Source organism: Donghicola sp. (assembly GCF_025210255.1).
Classification (GTDB): Bacteria; Pseudomonadota; Alphaproteobacteria; order Rhodobacterales; family Rhodobacteraceae; genus Donghicola; species Donghicola eburneus.
Genome location: NZ_JAOARZ010000026.1, coordinates 179784 through 202017 on the forward strand (window position 1 = coordinate 179784; position 22234 = coordinate 202017).

24 protein-coding genes are annotated in these 22234 nt (G+C 60.1%); 20 read left to right on the forward strand and 4 right to left on the reverse strand.

Annotation, left to right across the window (positions count from 1 at the left end; all coding sequences use genetic code 11):
* Positions 1-12 precede the first annotated feature (12 nt).
* Positions 13-378, reverse strand: a complete 366-nt coding sequence (locus tag N4A58_RS13020; RefSeq protein WP_293710255.1) for a hypothetical protein — start codon at positions 376-378, stop codon at positions 13-15.
* Between the two features lie 137 nt (positions 379-515).
* On the opposite strand from N4A58_RS13020, the gene dapA reads away from it, so the two are divergent.
* The 14 genes from dapA to N4A58_RS13090 all read left to right on the forward strand — a co-directional run bounded on the left by dapA (position 516) and on the right by N4A58_RS13090 (position 12773).
* Positions 516-1388 (forward strand): 4-hydroxy-tetrahydrodipicolinate synthase, encoded by an 873-nt coding sequence (gene dapA, locus N4A58_RS13025; protein ID WP_293710256.1) that lies wholly within the window; start codon positions 516-518, stop codon positions 1386-1388.
* A gap of 70 nt (positions 1389-1458) precedes the next feature.
* On the forward strand, positions 1459-2436 hold the full coding sequence (locus N4A58_RS13030; protein WP_293710257.1) for a TRAP transporter substrate-binding protein: 978 nt from the start codon (positions 1459-1461) through the stop codon (positions 2434-2436).
* 79 nt (positions 2437-2515) lie between these two features.
* Positions 2516-3034, forward strand: a complete 519-nt coding sequence (locus N4A58_RS13035) for a TRAP transporter small permease (protein WP_293710259.1) — start codon at positions 2516-2518, stop codon at positions 3032-3034.
* Positions 3034-4320: a TRAP transporter large permease gene (locus tag N4A58_RS13040; RefSeq protein ID WP_293710261.1), complete on the forward strand. Its 1287-nt coding sequence runs from the start codon at positions 3034-3036 to the stop codon at positions 4318-4320. Before N4A58_RS13035 ends, N4A58_RS13040 begins: the two co-directional genes overlap by 1 nt.
* A gap of 18 nt (positions 4321-4338) precedes the next feature.
* A complete protein-coding gene (locus N4A58_RS13045) occupies positions 4339-4749 on the forward strand; it encodes a DUF3830 family protein (protein ID WP_293710263.1) in 411 nt (136 codons plus the stop codon).
* Positions 4750-4767: 18 nt separating this feature from the next.
* Positions 4768-6267 carry a class I adenylate-forming enzyme family protein gene (locus tag N4A58_RS13050; RefSeq protein WP_293710265.1) on the forward strand — a complete coding sequence of 500 codons (1500 nt, stop codon included), beginning with the start codon at positions 4768-4770 and terminating at the stop codon, positions 6265-6267.
* A gap of 175 nt (positions 6268-6442) precedes the next feature.
* Positions 6443-7645 (forward strand): CoA transferase, encoded by a 1203-nt coding sequence (locus N4A58_RS13055; protein ID WP_293710267.1) that lies wholly within the window; start codon positions 6443-6445, stop codon positions 7643-7645.
* A gap of 27 nt (positions 7646-7672) precedes the next feature.
* Positions 7673-8836, forward strand: coding sequence for an acyl-CoA dehydrogenase family protein (locus N4A58_RS13060; protein WP_293710269.1), 1164 nt, complete (start codon positions 7673-7675; stop codon positions 8834-8836).
* Positions 8837-8851: 15 nt separating this feature from the next.
* The gene (locus N4A58_RS13065; RefSeq protein WP_293710271.1) at positions 8852-9247 is read left to right on the forward strand and encodes a hypothetical protein; all 396 of its coding nucleotides are present in this window, start codon (positions 8852-8854) and stop codon (positions 9245-9247) included.
* A 3-nt stretch (positions 9248-9250) separates the two neighbouring features.
* Positions 9251-9685, forward strand: coding sequence for a MaoC/PaaZ C-terminal domain-containing protein (locus N4A58_RS13070; RefSeq protein ID WP_293710273.1), 435 nt, complete (start codon positions 9251-9253; stop codon positions 9683-9685).
* On the forward strand, positions 9682-10611 hold the full coding sequence (locus N4A58_RS13075) for a dihydrodipicolinate synthase family protein (RefSeq protein WP_293710275.1): 930 nt from the start codon (positions 9682-9684) through the stop codon (positions 10609-10611). Before N4A58_RS13070 ends, N4A58_RS13075 begins: the two co-directional genes overlap by 4 nt.
* Positions 10611-11534, forward strand: a complete 924-nt coding sequence (locus N4A58_RS13080) for a dihydrodipicolinate synthase family protein (protein ID WP_293710277.1) — start codon at positions 10611-10613, stop codon at positions 11532-11534. The genes N4A58_RS13075 and N4A58_RS13080 overlap by 1 nt, the downstream gene beginning before the upstream one ends.
* Positions 11531-11818 carry a DUF4286 family protein gene (locus N4A58_RS13085; RefSeq protein ID WP_177158348.1) on the forward strand — a complete coding sequence of 96 codons (288 nt, stop codon included), beginning with the start codon at positions 11531-11533 and terminating at the stop codon, positions 11816-11818. Before N4A58_RS13080 ends, N4A58_RS13085 begins: the two co-directional genes overlap by 4 nt.
* A gap of 46 nt (positions 11819-11864) precedes the next feature.
* Complete coding sequence (locus N4A58_RS13090; protein WP_293710280.1) at positions 11865-12773, forward strand: LysR substrate-binding domain-containing protein; 909 nt, start codon at positions 11865-11867, stop codon at positions 12771-12773.
* On the opposite strand, the gene N4A58_RS13095 is transcribed toward N4A58_RS13090, so the two are convergent.
* Positions 12763-13467, reverse strand: a complete 705-nt coding sequence (locus tag N4A58_RS13095) for an aldolase/citrate lyase family protein (protein WP_293710282.1) — start codon at positions 13465-13467, stop codon at positions 12763-12765. The genes N4A58_RS13090 and N4A58_RS13095 overlap by 11 nt on opposite strands.
* 297 nt (positions 13468-13764) lie before the next feature.
* Here N4A58_RS13095 and N4A58_RS13100 point away from each other — a divergent pair, with 297 nt between their 5' ends.
* From N4A58_RS13100 to hydA, 4 genes are all read left to right on the forward strand, one after another.
* Positions 13765-14334, forward strand: a complete 570-nt coding sequence (locus tag N4A58_RS13100) for a TRAP transporter small permease (protein ID WP_293710284.1) — start codon at positions 13765-13767, stop codon at positions 14332-14334.
* Entirely contained in the window at positions 14331-15608 is a 1278-nt protein-coding gene (locus N4A58_RS13105; RefSeq protein WP_293710286.1) for a TRAP transporter large permease, read from the forward strand. Before N4A58_RS13100 ends, N4A58_RS13105 begins: the two co-directional genes overlap by 4 nt.
* A 50-nt stretch (positions 15609-15658) precedes the next feature.
* On the forward strand, positions 15659-16621 hold the full coding sequence (locus N4A58_RS13110) for a TRAP transporter substrate-binding protein (protein WP_293710288.1): 963 nt from the start codon (positions 15659-15661) through the stop codon (positions 16619-16621).
* 71 nt (positions 16622-16692) lie between these two features.
* Positions 16693-18102: a dihydropyrimidinase gene (gene hydA, locus N4A58_RS13115; protein ID WP_293710290.1), complete on the forward strand. Its 1410-nt coding sequence runs from the start codon at positions 16693-16695 to the stop codon at positions 18100-18102.
* A 41-nt stretch (positions 18103-18143) separates the two neighbouring features.
* On the opposite strand, the gene N4A58_RS13120 is transcribed toward hydA, so the two are convergent.
* Complete coding sequence (locus N4A58_RS13120) at positions 18144-20663, reverse strand: cation:proton antiporter (protein WP_293710292.1); 2520 nt, start codon at positions 20661-20663, stop codon at positions 18144-18146.
* A gap of 210 nt (positions 20664-20873) precedes the next feature.
* Here N4A58_RS13120 and N4A58_RS13125 point away from each other — a divergent pair, with 210 nt between their 5' ends.
* Positions 20874-21224 (forward strand): MbcA/ParS/Xre antitoxin family protein, encoded by a 351-nt coding sequence (locus N4A58_RS13125; protein ID WP_072703040.1) that lies wholly within the window; start codon positions 20874-20876, stop codon positions 21222-21224.
* On the forward strand, positions 21224-21727 hold the full coding sequence (locus N4A58_RS13130; protein WP_293710294.1) for an RES family NAD+ phosphorylase: 504 nt from the start codon (positions 21224-21226) through the stop codon (positions 21725-21727). Before N4A58_RS13125 ends, N4A58_RS13130 begins: the two co-directional genes overlap by 1 nt.
* Positions 21728-21732: 5 nt before the next feature.
* Here the strand turns inward: N4A58_RS13130 and N4A58_RS13135 are convergent, their stop codons facing one another.
* A complete protein-coding gene (locus N4A58_RS13135) occupies positions 21733-22155 on the reverse strand; it encodes a DUF3299 domain-containing protein (protein ID WP_245780485.1) in 423 nt (140 codons plus the stop codon).
* Positions 22156-22234: the final 79 nt, after the last annotated feature.

A 22234-nucleotide genomic window follows, 5' to 3' on the forward strand; every position in this document is an offset into this window, starting at 1 on the left:
GACTCGCTTCGGTCAAGCAGAGGCAATGCCTGCGTGAAAGGCATCAGAGGGCTCTCTGTCGAAAAAATAGACGATCACATGCTTTGGATCAGCTTTGTAAGCCGAAACTGCTGCCGCTGTGATTGCGCGCGCGGCCTCTTCTTTCGCCTTCTGGGGTCTCGGAAAGGCGTGAACCTTTATGAAAATGCGGTAAGTTTCAGCGCAACTGCCAAATTTTCCAGCATGTCCGTAGGAATTTTCAGGAGCCGAAAAATAATAGCAAGTCACGATATCGGCGCTGATCCCATAGGCATCACAGAGCCCTTTGGTCATGGATTCCGTCGCAACCTCCCGTATTTCTTGGGAACAGTCGTTGTCGATGATTTCGATGAAAGGCATGCGGGGTCTCCTGTTGGTTGTGCATGCGCCGCATTAGATACGAATAACGGGCGTTGACTTATTATCTGATCAGAAGAAGGCTGAGTGCAACAGATTTGCGAATAGGCCACGTTCGGGCCGCAGAAAGAAAGACAGACATGACGTTCAAGGGCAGTTATACAGTGTGCGTGACCCCCTTCACCGCTGAGGGTGCGGTCGATTTGCAGGCGCTGAAGTCCTATGTCGACTGGCAGATCGAAGAGGGCGTGCACGGCCTGATCCCCCTTGGCAGCACGGGCGAATTCCTGTCTCTGACCCGCGATGAGCGCACCGCCGTCGCCGAAACCGTTATTCGTCAGGCCGATGGCCGCGTGCCTGTCCTGATCGGCACCGCCGCCGAATGGACCGACGAAGCTGTCGATCTGAGCAAAGAGGCGGAGACCCTTGGCGCGGACGGGGTGATGCTGGTGCCGCCATATTACTCGTCGCCCACCGACGCGGAACTGGTGGCCCACTTCACCCGCGTGGCCGAGGCGATTTCGATCCCTGTGATGCTGTACAACAACCCTTTCACCGCGAATGTGGACCTGTCGGCAGACTTGGTCGGGCGTCTGTCCGAAGTGGACAATATCTCTTACATCAAGGACACGTCGAAAAACGTGCACCGCGTCACCGAATTGCTCGAGGCGTGCCAAGGCCGGATGACTGTTTTCGCGGGCTACTACCCGTGGGAAAGCTATCTGGCGGGCGCCGAGGGCTACAGCTCTGTCATGTCCAACATTGCGCCGAAACTGTCGGCTGAAATGTTCGACAAGACCGTCGATGGCTCGGGGCAGGGGCGTGACCTCTATGTCCAGAGCCTGCCGCTGATCAACGCGCTGGCCGGTGACCTGTATGTGTCGGCCACCAAGGCCGCGATGAAAATGATCGGACGCTCGATGGGCGATCCCCGCCCGCCACGTCTGCCCTTGCCTGAGGCTAAGCGCGCGGAGCTTGAAGGAATTCTACGAACACTCGGGTTCATCGCCTGAGCGAACGGCGCCAAGCGCCACAATAATAAAGACCCCCTCCCCAACAGTGAGTTTAACAAGGAAACGCATGATGAAACTGACCAACATTGCACTTTGCGCCGCCATGGCGATCACCGCTGTCGCCGCACCTGCCTTTGCTCAGGACATCACCCTGAAAGCCAGCCACAACGCGAACGCCGAAGAGCCCTATGGCGTCGGTCTGCGCAAGATGGCCGAAGTTTTGGAAGCAAAAACAGACGGTGCGGCCACCATTCAAGTGTTCGATAACGCGACCCTCGGCGACGAGATGGAGAGCATTCAGGGCACCCAGATGGGCACCGTGGACATCGCGGTGACTGCAAACTCGACCCTGTCGAACTTTGTCCGCGATCTGTCGGTCTTCTCGCTGCCCTTCATCTTTGAAAACGCAGAACAGATGGACCGCGCATTGAGCGATCCCGCCGTCCGTGACGCCATTCAGACAGAGCTGGAAAAGCAGGGCTTCCACCTGCTGGCTGTCTTCTCGGCAGGCACTCGTCACATCATGACCAAGAAACCGATTGAAACGCTGGCCGACATGGAAGGCCTGAAGATCCGCACCATGCAGAACCCTGCGCACGTGGACACCTTTAACGCATTCGGTGCAAATGCGACCCCGATCGCCTACACCGAACTCTATGGCGCACTGGAAACCGGCGTTGTTGATGGCGCAGAAGCGGCAAACACCAACTTCTACTCGCAGAAGTTCTACGAAGTTGCGCCCGACTGGGCCGTTGTTGGTTGGCTGGAACTGGTCGCACCCGTGATCATGGGCAAAGCGGCCTATGACGCTCTGCCCGAAGATGTTCAGGCGGCTCTGGATGAAGCGGGCCTCGAGGCCGGCAAGTTCGAGCGTGCCACCTATCTGGCCAGCGACAACGCACGCTTTGCGGATCTGGAAGAGGTCGGCGTGAAAATGACCCGCCCCGACACCACCGCATTCCGCGAAGCGGCAGCCCCCGTTCAGCAGAAGTATCTGGAAACCGAGGGCCAGAAGAAAATCTTCGAACTTCTGAAATCGGTCGAGTAACCCTTCCTTACTAGACCCAACTCACCCGGCCGTGCCGCTTCCCGTGCGGCCGGGGCTTTGCGACCGGAAAGTTTCGCCCATGTTCGCCCTTCTCGAACGCCTGTGTCTGTTTTTGCGCGCAATCGCCTCTGCTGCGGTGGTTATCTTGTTCACCGTGATGATGGTGGCGGTTCTGGTGCAAATCGGTGGGCGATACGTTTTCAATTACTCCATCGCAGCCGCGTCCGAGATCGCGACCTTCAGTCAGATTTGGCTGGTTCTTCTGGGCTCCGGTGTGGCCTTGGCCCGCGGCCAGCACGTGGCGATCGACATGCTTCCGGCCAAGCTGCCACTGCCCTATGCCCGCGTCGCCCTGGTTCTGATCGCCGTGGTCGTCGCGAGTTTCCTGTGGGTTTTGGCCTATGGCACCCAGCCCCTGATCAAAATGGGTGCGTTCCAGCTGTCGCCCGCCCTGCGCGTCCCGATGAAGTACATCTACCTCTGCCTGCCGATAGGCGCCGGATACATGACGCTCGAGCTGCTGCTCGCCGTAATCCAGCGCTGGGACAATCCCTTTCCCCCGCCCGAAGCTGACCCAGACCCCGAGGAGGCCATCTGATGCTGGTTATCGCACTCGCCTTCCTATTCCTTCTCGCTCTCGGCGTCCCTGTTGTCTTCGTTCTTGGGGCCTCGGCGGTGCTGGCGCTGGTCACCACGACCGATGTGCCCGTCGCCATCGTCAGCCAGCGTGTCTTTGCCGGACTGAACTCGTTTACCCTGATGGCGATCCCGTTCTTTGTGTTTGCTGGCGTGATCATGGACGCAGGCGGTATCTCGCGTCGGATCGTGCAGTTCGCCTCGGCTCTGATCGGCTGGGTCGTTGGTAGCCTTTACCAAGTCAGCTGCGTTGCTGCGGCTGGTCTGGCGGCGATCTCCGGCTCTGGCTCGGCGGATACCGCTGCGATCTCGGCGATCATGCAGCCGCAACTGCGCCGCAAAGGGTACGACGTCGACTATGGCGCGGCTTTGATCGCCTGCGCAGGCTCTATCGCGCAGGTCATCCCGCCAAGCCTGACCATGGTCATCCTTGCTGTTGTGTCCAACGTGTCTATTGGTGCGCTGTTCATCTCGGGTATCCTGCCTGGCGCAATGTGCATCCTGATGTTGATGATCATCTCTTACTTCAAAGCCCGCAGTGGAGGTGACGTTTATCGAGACAGCGAGCCCTTTACCCTGCCGCGCCTTGGTCGCACCGCATGGGCCGCGCTGCCCGCTGCTGGTATGCCCTTCCTGATCCTTGGCGGTATTCTTGGCGGCGTGTTCACCCCGACCGAAGCGGCTGCTGTCTCTGGCTTCTATGGTCTGCTGGTGGGTGCGTTCGTTTACCGTGACCTGAAACTCAGCGCACTCCCCGGCCTGATCCTGAAAACCGCGTCCCTGTCTGCCGCTGTCATGCTGATCATCGGCACAGCGAGCGTCTTCTCTTGGCTGATCGCCAACGCAAACGTCCCGCAAATCCTTGGCGAATGGATCAAGAGCGTCTCGTCCAGCCAAGTCGTGTTCCTGATCATCGCTAACCTGCTGTTCCTGTTCGTGGGCATGTTCCTCGAAACCATCGCGGCGATCCTGATCATGGTGCCCGTATTGGCCCCGATCGCCGTAACGATGGGCGTCGACCCGCTGCACTTCTCGCTGCTCGTGATCCTGAACTGCGCGATTGGCACCGTGACCCCGCCCTATGGCGTGTCCCTGTTCGTGGCCTCGTCCGTCGCCGGACGGTCCGTGATGCAGGTGTCCCGCCGCCTTGGTTGGCCGCTGGCGGGCCTATTCATCATGCTGATCGCCGTGACCTTTATTCCCGAACTCACCCTGTTCATGCCGCGCATGTTCGGCCTGATTGATTAACCAGAAAGACCACCCCTCATGACCAAACTCAAAGTCACCATCGCCGGTATCGAATTCGACGCCACGTTCGAAGAAGATGCGCCCAAGACCGTCGCCGCATTCAAAGCGCAGCTGCCCTACAAAAGCAAAGTCGTCCACGTGCGCTGGTCGGGCGAGGGCGTTTGGATCCCCCTTGGCGATACCGATTTCGGCGTCGACTACGAGAACCACACCACCTATCCCGCGCCCGGTCAGTTCGTGCTGTATCCCGGCGGCATTTCGGAGACCGAGATCCTGCTGGCCTATGGCGGCGTGAACTTTGCTTCCAAGATGGGGCAGCTGGCGGGTAACCACTTCATCACCCTGACCTCGAACCTCGACAAGCTGAAAGAGATCGGCCCCAAGGTTCTGTGGGAAGGCGCGCAGGACATCCTGTTCGAAGAAGTTTAAGCGACAGAAAGGCACGCCATGACCGCATCCCCCATCAGCTTTGGCGCCCGTCTGCGCCAGTTGGCCGCCGAGCGCGGCGACCAGACTGCCTTGGTGTTTCTGCCGGGCGTGGGGGAGGCGCAGACCTTTTCATGGCGTGACCTGAACGCGATGGCCGACCGTTTTGCCCGCGCGCTGATCGCGCGCGGCGTGGGGCAGGGGGATGTGGTGGGCTTTGCCCTTGGCAACGTGCCCGCCCACATCGCGCTGGCCGTTGCGGTCTGGCGCGTCGGCGCAACGACGATGGTGCTAGACCCCGGCATCAAGCCCGAAACCGCCGCCGCCATGAAAGAGCGCAGCGGCGCGGCGCTGGTCGTGTCCCAGCGCACGGGCGTCGGCGACATGACCCAGTGCGATTTCGAGGCTTTGGCAAAGAGCCTGCCAGAGACCGAGGTCGCGGACCGCCTCTCGACCCCCGGCAAGATCGTGCTGTCCGGTGGCTCGACCGGTCTGCCCAAGATGATGTGCGACGAGCGTCCGTTCGTCCGCGTGCCCGGTGCAAGCTGGGGCCGCGTAGCCCCACGCTTGGGCTTCCGCTGTGATCAGGTGCAACTGGTGTGCGGGGCGATGTCCCACAACGCGCCGTTCACGTGGGCGCAGAACGGGCTCTTCGAGGGCAACACGCTGGTCCTGATGGAGCGGTTCGATGCCGTCCGCGCCCTGCAAGTCATCGATGAATATCAGGTTGGTTTCGCAATGGTTGTCCCCACCATGATGGTGCGGATGTACGACCGCTTGGCGGCCAGCGGTGCGTCCCTGAGCAGCCTGCACGCCATGTACCACACCGGCGCGCCCTGCGCCGCGTGGCTGAAAGAAGCGTGGATCGAAGTTCTTGGCCCCGACCGTGTGACCGAGATGTACGGGTCGGGTGAAAACACCGGCCAGACCACGATCACAGGGGCCGAATGGCTAACTCATCGTGGTTCTGTCGGGCGCGGCTTTGAAACCGAAATCCGCATCTATGGCCCCGATGGCGCTTTGCTGCCCGCGGGCGAGGCAGGCGAGATCTTTATGCGTCCCGATGACCTTGGTGGGCGCAGCCGCTATGCTGGTCCGAACGCCCCCCAGCCCGAGCGTGACGCCGATGGCTATCAGAGCATCGGTGATGTCGGTTGGTTGGATCAGGACGGCTATCTTTACCTTGGCGGTCGGCGCGATGACGTGATCAACACAGGCGGCGTCAAGGTGCACCCTGAAACCATCGAGGCGGTGCTGCTGCAGTTCCCCGACGTGGCGGATGCGGTGGTGTTTGGCGCCACAGATCGCGAATGGGGGCAGCGCATTGTGGCCTGCCTCGCGCCCAAAGCGGGCGCAGAAATCGACCATGCTGCATTGCGGAAATTTTGCGCTGGAAAGCTGAGCCCGCAAGAGGTGCCCAAAGACATTTCTGTGCAGGATGCGCTGCCTCGCGACGGGTTTGGCAAGATCAGGCGTAAGGCCTGTGCCGCAGAATGGGCAGAGACACGGACCGACGCCTGAACAGCGCGGTCGATACCAAGGAAATCCAGTGAAGCCATTGACGTGAATGAGAAACCTTCTTCGGCTTCGAGTATTTGAAAAACAAATATCAGGCGCATGAATGATTATCGCAGGCTATATTAACAGCCGCTTTTGATTGCCCTAGCCTGGTCTCAGACAACACAAAGGGATCATCATGGGCGCACTCGACGGAATCCGGGTACTCAGCTTTAACCACTTCTTGTCCGGCCCCGCTGCGGCGCAGCATCTGGGCGATATCGGTGCGGATGTCATCACGGTCGAACCCTTGACCGGCGCGTTCCAGCGCAACTGGGCCGTGGCCAATCGGTTCGTGGATGATACCTCGGTCAACCATATCACCACGGGGCGCAACAAACGCTCGATCGCGGTGGATTTGAAGTCCCCACAAGGCATCGCGACGGTCAAGAAACTGATCGAAACTGCTGATGTGGTGATGGAGAATTTCCGCCCTGGCACGCTGGACAAACTGGGTCTGTCCGAAGCCGAGATGCGCGCAGTCAACCCGCGCATTATCATCGCGACCACCACCGGATACGGCGTCGACGGCCCCTACGCCAAACGCCCCGGTCAGGACGTTCTACTGCAGGCGATGTGCGGTCTGGCCGCCCACACCGGCAGCATGGAGAGCGGGCCGGTCGCGGTTGGCTCTGTCCCGATTGACCACCACGCAGCGGCGCTGACTGTCGCGGGGATCATCGCGGCGCTGTTCGAGCGCGAGCGCACCGGTGTTGCGCGCCGCGTGGACGTGAACATGTTGCAAGCCGCTATGGACTTGCAGGGTGAATCCATCACCGCGTGGATGAACGGCGCCGAAAAGGCGGGTCCGCGTGGTCAGGACGGTATGGCCAACTGGTTTAGCCCCGCGCCCTACGGGATTTACGCGGCCAAGGACGGCCACGTGATGATCTCGATGTCCACGCCGCCGCAACTGTCGGGTGCGTTGAACCTGCCGCAACTGGCGGAGCTGAGCGCTGACGAAGGCTTCAGCAAGCGTGGTGAAATCTCGCGCCTCGTGGCGGCGGGCATGGCCACGCTGACCACCGACGAGGCCGTGGAAAAGCTGACCGAAGCAGGCGTCTGGCACGAGGTTGTCCGCGACTATGATGGTCTGCTCGATAACCCGCAGGTCGATCACCTGCAGGCGTTCACCGACACCACCGGCTCGCAAGGCTCGACCTTCAAGATGCTTTCCCACCCTGTCCGCTACGACGGAGAGGTCCCCCCCATCCGCACAATGCCCCCCGCCTTGGGCGAGCAAACCCGAGAGGTTTTGGCCGAGGCTGGCGTGGATGCTGCCGAGATCGATCGCCTGATCGAAGCTGGCGTCGTCGTGCAAACCAACAAGATGCGCAGCTAAGTCTGCGCCCCGAAACTGGAGTAAGTTATGGATTTTACGATTTCCGACGAGATGAAGATGATCACCGAAGCGGTGGGCAAGTTCGTCCGCGAAAAGGTTCAGCCGCTGGAGTGCGAGACCGAAGAAAACGCGGAAATTCCCGCCGATAAACTGGCCGCTGTCCGCGCAGAGGCGCAGGAACTGGGCTTTTACGCCATGAACATGTCCGAAGAGGTCGGCGGTGCTGGCCTTGGCGTGATGGATATGTGTCTGGTCGAAGAGCAATTGGGACAAACCTCTGACGCGCTGATCCGCCGGATTTTTGGGCAGGTCTACCCAATGCTCGAACAGTTCGAGGACGAGGCGCTTCGTCAGAAGTACCTCTACCCCACTGTCAAAGGCGAGAAGATCTGCGCCATGGCAATCACCGAGCCGGGCGCAGGCTCGGACGCGGCGGCGATCAAAACCAACGCGCATTTGGACGGGGACGAGTGGGTTCTGAACGGGACCAAGCACTTTATCTCGGACGGTGACATTGCGGATTACGTGATCGTCATGGCCGTGACTGACGCCGAAAAGGGCGCGCGCGGCGGGATCAGCCTGCTGATCGTCGACAAGGGCACCCCCGGTTTTCAGGTCACCCGCAATCAGCCCATGATGGGTCACCGCGGCTATGGCCACGCGGAGCTGTACTTTGACAACGTGCGTATCCCCAAGGGCAACGTGCTGGGAGAGGTCGGCAACGGCTTCAAGGTGATGATGGCGAACGTGGGCGGCATTCGTTTGGGCCACATTGGTGCCCGTGCGGTCGGCATGGCATCCCGCGTGCTTGAAATGATGCGCGAACACGCAGCTACCCGCAAACAGTTCGGCCAGCCCATCGGTGACTTCCAGATGGTGCAGCAGATGATTGCCGACAGCGCGATGGAAATCTTTGCCACCCGCATGATGGTGCTGAACACCGCGTGGGAAGAAGACAGCGGCATGGACCCGCGGGACAAGGTCTCGATGGTCAAAGTTCAGGCCTCGGAAATGCTGGGTCGCGTGGCGGATCGAGGCATTCAGGTGTTCGGCGGCTACGGCTTCACCAAAGAACTGCCGCTAGAGCGCATTTACCGCGATGCCCGCGTTACCCGGATCTACGACGGCACCTCCGAAGTGCACCGCATGCTGATCGCCCGTTCGGTGATCAAGCGCGGCCTGACCCTGTAATCGAAAGGATTTCCTATGACCACGCTTCCCGCCACCGGCGACAGCATCACCTTTCGCAAGACCATGACCGTGGCCGAGCAGGGGTTCTTTACCGGCATCACCGGCAACATGACCAAGTCCCATGTGGACCGCGCCTATGCCAAATCCGTGGACCTGCCAGACATGTCGGTGTTCGAGCTGGCGGCTGCGGGTCTGCTGACCACCGCGTTGGGCCGCCTGTGCGGCGCGGACTGGCGGATTGGCAATTTCAACGTGGCGTTCGGCGCGTCCTTCCCCGTGGGCTCGTCGCTGGCAGCGACTGCGACCGTGACCGAGGCCACCGATCAGGCCATCGACTGCACCCTGACCATCGCGGTCGAAGGAACAGAGACCATCACCGGCACCGCCCGCATGGTCCCGCTGAAGGGCTAAGCCATGTATGACATCCGCAACATAGACGAGTTGACCGTTGGCGACCGCGTGAGCGTCTCGAAAACCGTGACCGAGGCGGACGGCGCCATGTATATCGCCGCGACCGGCGATTTCGGTCCCGTCCACGTGGACGAAGGCTATGCCAGCACCACCCGCTTCGGCGAACGCCTTGCCCCCGGTATTCTGGTCGCTGGCATCTGCACCTCGGTCCTGACCGCTGAGCTGGTGGGCACCGTGGGCGTGTCAATCCGCGACAGCTTCTGGTTCACCGGCGCGGTGCGCTACGGCGACACGATCACCTTCGACATCTGGATTTCCTCGAAGGACGAGGAAAGCCGCACCGTCGATTGGCAGGCCAGCGCCCGCAACGAAGAGGGCGTCGAAGTCCTTAAGGCCGATGCCACCCTGAAATTCCCGAGAAAACGAGTGACCCAATGACCATTTCCGCCAAAGACCTGCGTGGCATCACCGTCGCGACCGTTCTGCCCTTTGACGAAGCCGGCGCGATTGACTGGGATGGCTATAGCGCCGTTCTGGACCACTGCGCCAAGCCCGAGACCACCGATTGCGTCTTTGTTAACGGTCATGCGGGCGAAGCGACCGCCCTGACCGACGCCGAAAAGATGGAAGTCATCAAGCGCACCCGCGAACAGATTTCCAAGGACCAGCCCCTGCTGGTGGGCGTCGTCCCAACCGGTATTCCAGATGCCCTGCGTCAGGCCGAAATGGTGCGCGAAGCGGGCGCCGATGTGGCCGTGATCTTCCCGCCCGAAGCTTTGGGCGGTGGCAACGCCAACACCATGGCGGCGGTCAAGATGTACGAACTGCTGGCCAAAGAGCTGCAAATGCCCCTGTCGCACTTCCAGTTCCCGATTGCTTCGGGCTTTGGTCTGGCGACCAACGTGCTGGCCGAAATCGCGAAAATCCCCGAGGTTATCGCGGTGAAAGAGGGCTCTGCCACTCTGCTGGCATATGACGAAAACCGCCGCGCGATCAAAGCTGCGGACGATAACACCGCGATCCTGCCCTCGAACTTCCACTGGTTCTTTAGCCAAGTGGCGTTGGGTGGCGACGGTATTCTGTCGGGGTTGGCCAGCCTTGTCCCTGGCCTGCTCAAAGACCTGTGGGATGCGTCGGAAAACATGGATCTGGCGGCGATGCGCGCGGCGAATGATCGTCTGTATCCCGTGGTTCGCGCGATCTATGGCCCCGCGCCCGTGGTCGACATGCACACCCGCATGAAAGACGGCTTGCAGATGATGGGCGTGATCAAGAACGCGGCGCCCCGTCTGCCCTTGCTGCCCCAGTCCGACGTGGTTCGCGACGGTGTCCGTCAGGCACTGATCAAAGCTGAGGTGATGTGATGAGTGCGGCGCTGAACGGCGGGCTCTATGCGGCCACAATCTGCCCGATGCACGATACGGGTGGTCTGGATTTTACGGGGCTGGAGCACCACTTCGCTCAAGTTCTGTCCGATCCCGGGCAAGCGGGCCTCTTGCTGAATGGCCACGCGGGCGAGGGCATCCACATGTCCCGTTCTGAGCAGGCTGATGTCGTTCGGATTGCCCGCGAGGTTGCCGGTAAACGCCGTATCCTTGCCGCCGTCAGCGCCGAAAATACCGAATTCGCCGCGGCCGATGCACAGGCCGCTCTGAAGGCTGGCGCCGATGCGATCATGGTCTTTGCGCCATTTTCGTGGGGTTTGGGCGTGGATCCGCGTGCTGTCGTTGCGCATCATCGCGGTATTGCCGAAGCCATCGACGCACCGATCTACCTGTTTCAAGGCTCTGTCGCCTCTGGCGGTCTGCACTACGACACGGACCTCTTGAAACAGCTGCTCGAAATAGATGCCGTCGCAGGTATCAAAGAGGGCAGTTGGGAGGTCAAAGCCTATGAGACCACCCTGCGCACCGCCCGCGAGGTGCGCCCTGATGTGGCGGTCATGGCGTCGGGCGACGAGCATCTGTTCGGCTGCTACATGCTGGGAAGCGACGGTTCTGCTGTTAGCCTGTCCGCGCTGGTGCCCGACCTGATCACGGCGCTGGATACTTATGTCCGCGCTGACCGCATCGCGGATGCCCTGAAAATCCACACCGCGCTCTATGATCTGGCGCGTCTGGTCTATGCCCGCCCCAGCAATCTGGCCGCCGCACGGCTCAAGGCCTGCCTTGCTGCGATGGGCCGTATCGACAGCCCCGCCTGCCGCGCCCCCCCCCCTCGAATTTCTGACGCAGAGCTTGACGCCCTTATGGCCGCCCTGCGCCCCTGTTTGGAGCTTTCGGCATGACCGCCCTGCAAACCCATATCGTGTTCGTTGATGTCGCCCCCGAGGACGAAGCCGCCTTTGACGACTGGTACGAAAACACCCATCTGCCCGACATTCTGGCCTGCCCCGGTTGGCTGGATGCTCGCCGTGAGAAATGCCTAGAGGGCGGGCCGCGTCACGTGGCGATTTACACGATTACTGGCCCCGAAGCCTATGAAACCCCCGAATTCGAGGCTATCAAAGGCTTTGGTCCGTTCACGGACAAGGTCAAAAATTTCAAGCGTATCCGCCTGACAAAGTCCTGAAAACAAAAGGATCAGAGCCATTCCCGATATCCTGAACCTTCGCCAGTTGGAAATCCTGCGCGCCGTTGTGACCTATCGCACCACGGTCGGCGCGGCCGAGCGGCTGGGGATGTCTCAGCCCTCGATCTCTAACACAATCCGGCATATTGAAACGGTTCTGGGTTTCCCCCTTTTCGAGCGGGTCAGCAATCGGCTGTCCCCGACCGAAGAGGCTCTGATCCTACTCGAAGAAGCCGAGCCCCTGTTCCACCTGCGCGATGCAGTGAACCAAAGGGCTGGCGATCTGCGGGGTGGAAAAATTGGACGCATCCGTATCGCGGCAACCGCGGAGTTAAGTGAGTCCGTTCTACCCCGCGTGATTGCCGACTACGCTCGTGATTATCCCCGCATTCAATTGTCTCTCGAAACGCGCCCCTTGGACAGCGTGTTGCAGGTGGTGGAGAATGGCGTAGCGGATGTGGCTTTTGCCATGTCGCCCTATGAGCGGCAGGCGATGAACTATGAGCAGATCGCGGATCTGCGTCCAGTGTGTTTGCTGCAAGACAGCGATCCGCTGGCCAGACTCGACGTGATTACGGCCAAGGATCTTATAGGCGCCGCATTGATCGGACCCCAAGTTTCGACGCGGATCGGCTTGATGTTGGCTGACAGTTTTCGCGCGCAGGGGCTGGAGTATCGCCCTTCGATTGAGACGCGCTTTATGAACGCCGCCGTGCGAATTGTGCGCGATGGCTGGGGCGTGGCCTTGGTCGACGAGCTGTCAGCCCATACCGAATTGCGCCCCGGTCTGGTGATCCGGCCTTATGGATCAGAGCAGAGCTTCGATTTGTGCGCCGCCATGCAGAAAACCAAAGTACCCTCGCGCCAGACCCGCCGCTTTATCGAGGTCTTCCGCGAACGAGTCGCCTTGCGGCTCGAAGAGGTGCGGGCTGAAAGCCAGCGGCCTATCGCCTGACTTTGGCTAGAGCCGATGCGCCGCCTTCAACAATCAGGTTTGTGTCGTTGGTCACCACGATTGCCGCCGCGCCAAGGTCGAGCGCATAAGGCGCAACCAATTCGGGCGGTAGGCCCATCACACCGAAATCACAGTTGTTCTTTTGCGCCGCTTTGACGATCCGTCCAAAGGCCTGCCTGACATCCTCGTGGTTTAGGTCGCCGCGCCGTCCAATCCCGTCTGCCAGATCGTTTGAGCCTATCATCAGCATGTCGATGCCTGGTGTCGCGGCGATCTGATCGACATTTTCCAGTGCTTGCGCACTTTCGATCATTGCGATGACCTGCGTACCAGTCTCTGCACGCGCGCAAAGCTCTGCGGCGGGGACGATCCCGTAGTCCAATGCGGGCAAAGGGCCGGGTAGGGCGCGGCGCCCGTTGGGGGCAAAGCGGCAGAGCGCCGCGATGTTTTGCGCCTGCTCGGACGTGTCCACATGTGGGACGATCACGCCGCTGGCCCCGCAATCGAGAACCCGTGCGATATCCCCAGAATTTGGACCCGTCACACGCCCGTAGACGGGCAGTCCCGCTGCGATACCCGTGCTGGCCACCTGTCCCAGATCGCTCAGTCCGAGTGGGCCGTGCTCCATATCGACAACAACGAAGTCAAAGCCTGCCCCGCGCGCGAGCAGGATCGATTCTGCGCGCGCGGCCAAGCAGAGAGCGAGCCCAAAATGTGATCTACCCTGAGATGAATCTGGAAAATTGATGATCCAATTTTCATTTTGAGCATCCTTTCTGATCTGAATATGCCTAAATACTGATAACTCTGGATCACAAAATTCAAGTAAATCACACTTTCGATGGCATTAAATACTCTGGCTCGCGATATTAATAGTCGCTGGCCTTTACTGCGCACCGCGCACTGCGCAGCATCGAGAAAAGGCAACAAAATACCAGTTGATCCAAGGTTTTGCACCATTGGATTGTGCCGAGTGAACGAGAGGTCCGCTATGCCATCCCCTGAAACCCCCACGACGGATAGGTCCGGCCAAGCGCAATCTGGCGCGTTTCAAAATGTGATCAGATTGGGTGCTGGCGCTATGATGGTCTTGCGCCGTGTCGTGGACAGCGTTGCGCTCTTGCTCTTGGCGTACATGGCGGGAGCTATCCTGATCCAGATCATCGGTCGCTACTTCTTTAACTATTCGATCGCGTGGAGCGAAGAGACCGCCACATTTGCCCAAGTCTGGCTGACCTTGCTCGGAGCTGGGATTGCCATGCGGTACAACCAGCACGTCGGCGTTGACGTGCTGATCCGCAAGGCGCCGCTGCCTGTTCAGCGGATTTGTAATGCGGCTGGTTTGGCCTTGGGGGTCTGGTTTTTGGCGGTCGTGGTCGTTGGGTCGTTCTCGATGGTGGCGATTGGCTTGATCGTCAAATCACCCGCTCTGCGTATTCCGATGGCCTGGCCTTATATGGCTCTGCCGGTCGGCTTTGGCTACTTTCTGATCGAATTTGCCGTGACCTTCGCGCCCAAGGTTCTGCGCCCTGAAACTGACAATTCTGAGGTGCCCGCATGATTTTCGCTGGCGGAGGTTTCCTTCTTCTTCTTGTGTCGGGTGTTCCGATTTTTCTGGCCCTTGGGATCGCGGCTCTGGTTGCGATTGAACTGACCACCACAGTGCCCCTGTCAATCGTGGCGCAACGGGTCTATGGCGGGATCAGTTCATTTACCTTGATGGCCATTCCATTCTTCGTCGCCTCGGGTCTTCTGATGGAGGCTGGCGGCATCGCGCGCCGGTTTGTGAACCTTGCCAGTGCATTGGTGGGCTGGATCACCGGCTCGCTCTATCTGGTGGCGATCGTGACGGGAACAGGTCTCGCGGCGATTTCCGGCTCTGGCTCGGCGGATACCGCGGCCATCAGCGCGGTTATGACTCCCGAGATGCGCAAGCGTCGGTACAACATTGATCTGGCTTCGGCCGTGATTGCAGCGTCAGGCTCGTTGGCGTCGATCATCCCGCCGTCGATCGTCATGATCGTGATCGCGATCACCGCGAACCAATCGATTGGTGCCATGTTCCTTGGCGGCATCGTGCCTGGTTTGCTAGTCGTCGCAGGCCTCATGGGCGGTTGCTGGCTGCATGCCCGTCAGGACGAAGCTGTCCAGACCGACCGCGAAGATTTCAGCTTCGATAAACTGATCAAAGCCTTTGTCGCGGCGCTGCCTGGTATGATCGTTCCGGTCGTGATCATTGGCGGGATCATCGGTGGTGTCTTTACCGCGACCGAAGCGGCCTGTGTGGCACTGTTCACCACGCTGCTGGTGACCATGGGCATTTACCGCGAGATCACTTTCAAAGACCTGCCGCGCATCTGCCTCAAGGCGATCAGCCTGTCCGCTACTGTTCTGATCATCGTTGCCACAGCTTCGGTCTTTACCTGGTTTATCGCGACCCAAGGTCTGCCTGCCCTCTTGCGCGACTGGTTGACCGGCGTGACTGACAGCCCCTTTGTTTTCTTGCTGATCGTGAACGTCCTGTTGCTGATTGTCGGCATGTTCATGGAAAGCATTTCGGCCGTCCTGATCCTGCTCCCGATCCTGCTGCCCATTGCGCGCAGCTACGGTATCGACCCCGTTCAGTTCGGCGTCATCACCGCGCTGAACCTGTCCATCGGCCTGATCACACCGCCCTATGGCATCTGTCTGTACGTCGCCGCGACCGTTGCGGGCCGTCGGATCGAACAGGTCTCTCGCAAGGTGTGGCTGCCCCTTTTGTGCATGCTGGTTGCGCTCGTGCTCGTGACCTTTGTGCCTGCTGTTTCTCTCTGGTTGCCGTCGGTCCTGATGTGATCGGCGGACGCCAACTCCTCCTCCAACCAAAACATCAACAGGGAACTACCATGAAAACCGTATTCACCACTTTTGCCGCCGTCGCCGCTCTGGCAGCTGCCGTGCCTGCCTTCGCTGCAGACTACACCTTCAAGGCCGCGCACACCAACGCTGCGAACGAAGTGCAGGACATGGGTCTGCAAAAGATGAAAGACCTGCTCGAAGAAAAAACCGACGGCGCTGCGACCATTGAAATCTACGCAGGTGGCCAGCTGGGTGACGAACAGCAAACCGTCGAAGGCGTGATGATGGGCACCGTCGATATCGCCATGACCTCGAACGCGATGCTGTCGAACTACGTCGAAGACTACAAAGTGTTCGACCTGCCCTTCCTGTTCCCCTCGATCCCCGCGCTTGGTGAGAAGGTCGACGCGAACTGGGGCATGATGGAAGAGGCGGCAAACGAGTCCGGTTTCGAATTGCTGGCAGTCTTTTCGTCGGGCATCCGCCACCTGATGACCGCGAACCCCGTGAACTCGATCGAAGATCTCGAGGGCATGAAAATCCGCACCATGCAGAATCCCGTGCACGTCAGCGCCTTCCGTGAATACGACGCGAACCCCACCCCGATGTCCTACTCGGAGCTTTACGGCGCGCTGCAGTCGGGCGTTGTTGACGGCGCCGAAGGTGCCTCGACCGGTTATGATGGCATGAAGTTCTACGAAGTTGCGCCCAACTTCGCGCTGGTTGGCTGGCTGAACATGACCGCCCCGATCACCATGCAGAAGTCCAAGTTCGACGCACTGCCCGAGGATATCCAGTCCGCTCTGCTCGAGGCTGGCTCCGAAGCCGCAACTTGGCAGCGTCAGTACGTAGTGGATCAGGAACAGCCCCTGCTGGATAGCTTCCGCGAAAAAGGTGTGAACATCACCGAACCCGATACCGCTCCGTTCATCGAGGCGTCGAAGCCACTCTATGAATCCGAGCTGACCACCGATGGCCAGAAGGCGCTGTTCGAAGCGCTGACCAACTAAGTTACCCCCAGTCGGGGCCTGCACCCCCTCCGTTCGTCAGCAGGCCCCGACGTTTTTTGAAAGATTACCCAATGCTCGATATCGCTATCCGCAACGCCGAAATCGTTACCGCCGGTGACCGCATCCGTGCCGAAATCGGCATCCGCCAAGGGCGCATCGTCGCGATCGCCGAAAATGTCGGACTGGCGCGGCAGGATATCGACGCCAAAGGCCTGCTGGTTTTGCCGGGCGGGATCGACGCGCATGTGCACCTTGAACAGTCTCAGGGCGGTGGCGTGGTCATGGCCGACGGTTTCGAGAGTGGCACGCGCTCTGCCGCAGCGGGCGGGAATACCACCGTCATGCCCTTTGCCCTACAGCAAAAGGGTCAGTCCCTGCGCGAGGCTGTCGATGCCTACCATGCTGCGGCCAAGGACAAGTGCTATGTGGACACCTCGTTCCACCTGATCATCACCGACCCCACCCCGCAGGTTCTGGGGCAGGAACTGCCCGCGCTGGTCAAGGCTGGCTACACGTCCTTCAAGGTCTTTATGACCTATGACGACATGGTTCTGAACGACCGCGAGCTGATCGAAGTTTTCGACGTGGCCCGCCGTGAAAAGGCGATGGTCATGGTTCACGCCGAAGGCTACGACGCGATCAAATACATGGCCCGCCGTCTGGAAGAGGCCGGTAAAACCGCGCCCTACTACCACGCTGAAAGCCGTCCCCAGAGTGTCGAGCGTGAAGCCACCCACCGCGCCATCTCCCATGCAGAATTGACTGATGTGCCGATCACGATTGTCCACGTATCGGGACGCGACCCGATGGAGCAAATCCAGTGGGCCAAGAAGCGCGGAATGAACGTTTATGCCGAAACCTGCCCGCAATACATCGCACTGACCGCCGATGACCTGAAAGGTCTGAACATGGACTTTGAAGGCGCGAAATACGTATGCTCGCCGCCGCCCCGTGACCTGGATAGTCAGAGGGCCATCTGGGAAGGCCTGCGCGACGGGACCTTTGACATCTTTTCTTCCGACCACTGCCCGTTCCGGTTCGAAGACGAAAAGGGCAAGGATGTCCCCGGCGCGCGCACCAATTTCAAATGGGTGCCGAATGGTATTCCGGGCGTCGAAACGCGCTTGCCGATCCTGTTCTCCGAAGGCGTCAGCAAGGGCCGCATTTCGATTGAGCGGTTTGTCGAACTTACTGCGACCAATCCCGCGAAACTCTTTGGCCTGTACCCAAGAAAGGGAACTATCGCCGTGGGCGCGGATGCAGACCTAACCTTCTGGGACCCGGAGCGCGAAGTCACGATTTCCCAATCCCTGATGCACCACGACTGTGATTACACGCCGTACGAAGGGCTTGCGGTCAAAGGTTGGCCTGTCCGCACTATTTTGCGAGGCGAGACAATTGCCCAAGAAGGTGACGTTTTAGGGGCGCCGACCGATGGCGAATATCTGGAGCGTGGCACCAGCCGCGCTTTTGGAAACTAAAGAAAGCCCAATCGACGGCTGTAGGCCTCCGGCGCTTCGCGTCAGGAGGCCTTTTTCTTGTTTGGCGCCGGCAGGAGCGTTTCCGGATCAATCCCGCGTTTGACGGCGATGTCCCGTACGGCAGCTTGGATCGCTTTGCTGCGTTTCAGGAGTCTGCGGAATGGCATTTCGTCCAGCGCGAGCAGGGTCGAAGGGGCGATCGCCTTGACCTCGGCGCGGGTGGCTTTGTTGGCCAACAGCGCCATCTGCCCGAACATCTCGCCGCGGCCAAGGCGGCGGGTCTGGCCGCCGACCTCGACTTCGACGGCGCCAGATTCAATGAAGTAGACGGTCTTGGCTGGCCGGTTCTTGCGTGTCACGGTCTCGCCAGCGTCCACGTAGGTGGTGCGCAGCGCGCGACCGAGGCGTTTGAGCGTTGCTGCATCGAGATCGGCAAACAATGGCAGCCGGCGCACCAGATCAGTGCGGCGCAGAGCGATGTCGAGCTTTGGACGCTTTTCTTCGGCGGCGCGGCGGGCTGCGAGATCTTGCATCAATGTGGTAAAGACTTCGGCACCAATCAGCCCGTCATCGCGCATCGCGGTGTATTCCCGCTCTTCGAGGCGCAAGGCAGTGCGGCGGATAAAGCGGCGTTCTAGCTCCTCGGCGTAGCCAGGATATTGCAGGCGAAGACCGTCGAGCGCGGTTTCGACCAGATCAATCCGGCGGTTCAGCATTTCTTGCAGCAGATCCGCTACGCGCCGCCCGTGGATGCGCCGGATGCGGCCGTCGATGAACTTGCCCAAATCGCGCAGGATCAGCTGCTGAGACAATAGGAATTCGAACCGGTCCGCCGTCATTCGCGCGAGGAAACCTGACATGCCGAGCCTGTTGTTCATCATCACGCTCAGGCGGAATGACGCGCCATAGGCGACGCTGCGGCGGGCGGCGCGCTGATAGCCACTGCGACCTTGGGCGCGTGCGACCTCGAGCAGGCGGTCGGCCAGAAACAGGACTTGTTCTGCCATACGCGCAGAGATGGTGCGTTCGTGGACACGGGCCAGAATAGTGTCGCGCTCGTGGCCTGCCAGCGAAATCAGACCCAGTGTAATGCGGTCGCGGTCCAGAATGTTGGCGCTGGCCTCGGCATTTTTGACTGCGTTATCGAGACGCGAACCGAAATGCTTGGCCTCGGACCGGACGATGTCGCGGCTGAGTTCGTAGTTCTCGGTCGTGCGAGAGACCTCTTCGCGGACGGTCTGTAGCGCGACCGCAACCACTTGACGGGACAGCGCCTCGTCAATCGGTGAAAGACGGTCGAGACCGAGCCGACCGATGATCCAACGCAGCGTTGTACCTTGCGCGATCAAGGTAAACAGCGCGAACCCCGTCGCAAGAATGCCGACAAGGCGCTTGGTCTCGTCGGGAACGCGGAAACTTTCGGTTACGGCCAGAGCCAGTGCTAGCGTGACTGCTCCGCGCAGACCGCCCCACAGGATGGCGACGCGGTAGGGCCGCTCGACCGCCGGTGACGCGCGCATCAAAGTCAGCAGGGGAAGCAGGCCGAACAGGATCACAGCACGCGCCGCAATCGCCGCGAGCACCACAACTCCGATCAGTGCAACATCGGTGAGATGTATCCCGCCGAGGAGCCGCGGGATTAACAAAGCGGCAAGGATAAAGATGAGCGCGCCGGCCCAATGGGCGAGCACGTCCCAAAGCTCTCGCATGTTGGTCCATGTTCGGGGCTGCAGGCGCCCTGGTGCGGTCAGGTTCAGGGTCAGACCTGCCGCCACGACCGCAATCACACCCGAGGCTCCAACCGATTGCTCAGCGCCGATGTAGGCCAGATAGGGCAGAGCGACAGAGATCGACAATTGCGCCAACTCATGCTGGTTGAACAGGGCCATCACACGCACCGCGAGTCGTGCCAGTACCCATCCGGTAAAGGCCCCCCCCGCGATCAACATGGGGAAGCGGGCCACGGCTTCGCCAAGTTGGGGGTCGGGCACGCCGAGCATGACAAAGCCCATGAACAGACCGAACAAGGCAATGGCGGCGGCGTCATTCAGTAGGCTTTCGCCTTCGATGATGCGGGCCAGTCTTTGGGGTGCTGAAATCGAGCGAAAGATCGAGACAACCGCCGACGGGTCGGTGGTCGAGACGATCGAGCCGATCAGCAGACACGCCGCCAACGGCAGGCCGCTGACATAGGACAGGGCGTAGCCAACGCTCAGGGTGGCGACAACGACAGCGACCACGGCCAGCAATAGGATGGGCACCCAATCGTCCATCATGCGCCGTAGGTTCATGCCCAAGGTGGCTTGGAACAGCAGCGTTGGCAGGAAAACATAGAGGAAGACGTTGGACCGGATCGGCAGGCCAAGGATCGCCTCTGCCACTGGATTCAGCGCGTCTGTCAGTTCCGTCTGTAGAAAAAAGATCGCGCCGACACCAATAAGAGTTCCGACGACCGCCAGAATGACGCTGAACGGCAGTCGGAGCCGCGCGGCGAGCGGTTCAGCCGCGCCGATCACCAGAAAAAGAGATGCTATGATCGTGGTAATGATAACAATGTCCATGCGCTGCCAATTACCATGAGTTTCACAATCAGGAAGAGCCTATACGTTCACGTATGTGTTTGTTCTGAGACTATTGTCGGAAATGCCACGCGAGCAGAGTAACGTGCGGCTCGTGTGGGGCTCCGCATAGGTGCGCCTTGGGTGAAGACCTTGACATTCGGTGATAGTGACGCTATGTAGTGTCATAATATCTGATAATGGATGGCTATTATGACGATCCTGCAATATGCCGAGGGCGGGCTGTTTGAGCCCAAGAAGATCGCCTCCGTCCTGCGCACCTCGAGCGAGGAGGTCGCGCAAACCGTTGGGCTGGGCAAAGATGCGCTTCAGCGCCGTGCTCGCATCCAGTCAGACAAAACCCAGCGCCGGCTGCGTGAACTCGTTGAGGTTTTGAATAAGGTGCAGCCGCGTTTTGGGTCGGACTTGATGGCATACGCATGGTATCGGTCAGAGCCTTTGGCGGGTTTCGACGGGCGCACGGCGATGCAGCTGGTCCAAGAGGGCAAAGCGCAGCAGGTTCTTGAGTATATCGATGCAGTCGACGCGGGTGTCTACGCCTGATGCCCTTGGAAAATGGGCGGTATGAGGGGCCGCTTTATCGGGCTCTTAACCCTGTCTATGCGCGCGATCCATTGTCCGGTCGGGGCGCGGGGCTCTATGGCGGGCGGTTCAACCCCAAAGGTTGCGATACTCTTTACACCGCACTGGATCCGGCCACAGCCTTGCGAGAGGCCAATCAGGTTGGCGATCTGCAGCCGACAACCCTTGTCCAGTATCGCGCCGATCTTGGACCAGTTTTCGACACACGAGAGACAGCCGCTCTGCACGCCTATGGGATGACGGAGGATGGGCTCGCGGACCGCGGGTGGCGCAGTGCGATGTTGGACGGGCGGGCCGTTCCGACGCAAGATTTTGCACGGGCGCTCATGGCCGATGGCTTTGTCGCTCTGTTGGTGCGCAGTTACGCGCCAGGTGCAGCTGAGGCGAACCTGAACCTAGTCCTGTGGAAGTGGGAGGACGGACTGTCTGTTGTTGATGAGGAGAACCGATTGGGACGCATCTGAGCGCCTTAGCCTTCGTAGGGTTCGATCGCGTCGGCAGACAGAGCGTATCCCACATCCGCCAATTGGGTCGCGACAGAGGCGGTCCCAAACATGCCGGTGACTGTGACCGGCTCGAACAAGCCTTTGCTTTCGTATGGGGTTTCGGTTGAAACCAACACCAGCTGGTTCGCGGGCGGAGGCGGAACGTGCACACAGGCCCCGACATAGGGGACCAGAAGAAAAGCCGTCACACCTGTTCCTGAATAGTCGATCGGCACTACAAAACCGGACATCCGCACGATTTGACCGTTCCAGTCGGTTTTCACGCCAGAAGACACCGGTTGGCTGGCGGCGGGACCAGCCTCGTCATGGGGCATCACTCCGCGCAAAGGGTTTCGAGCGGTGGCATCATCTGCGGGGACGAGATCGGTCCACTCTAAGTCAAACACAGCTTCTGCTCGAAGTGCCGTCGCGGTTAGCGCTACAGCGGCTAGACTTGTGCAAAAGGTTCTGCGTGTCAGGAGCATC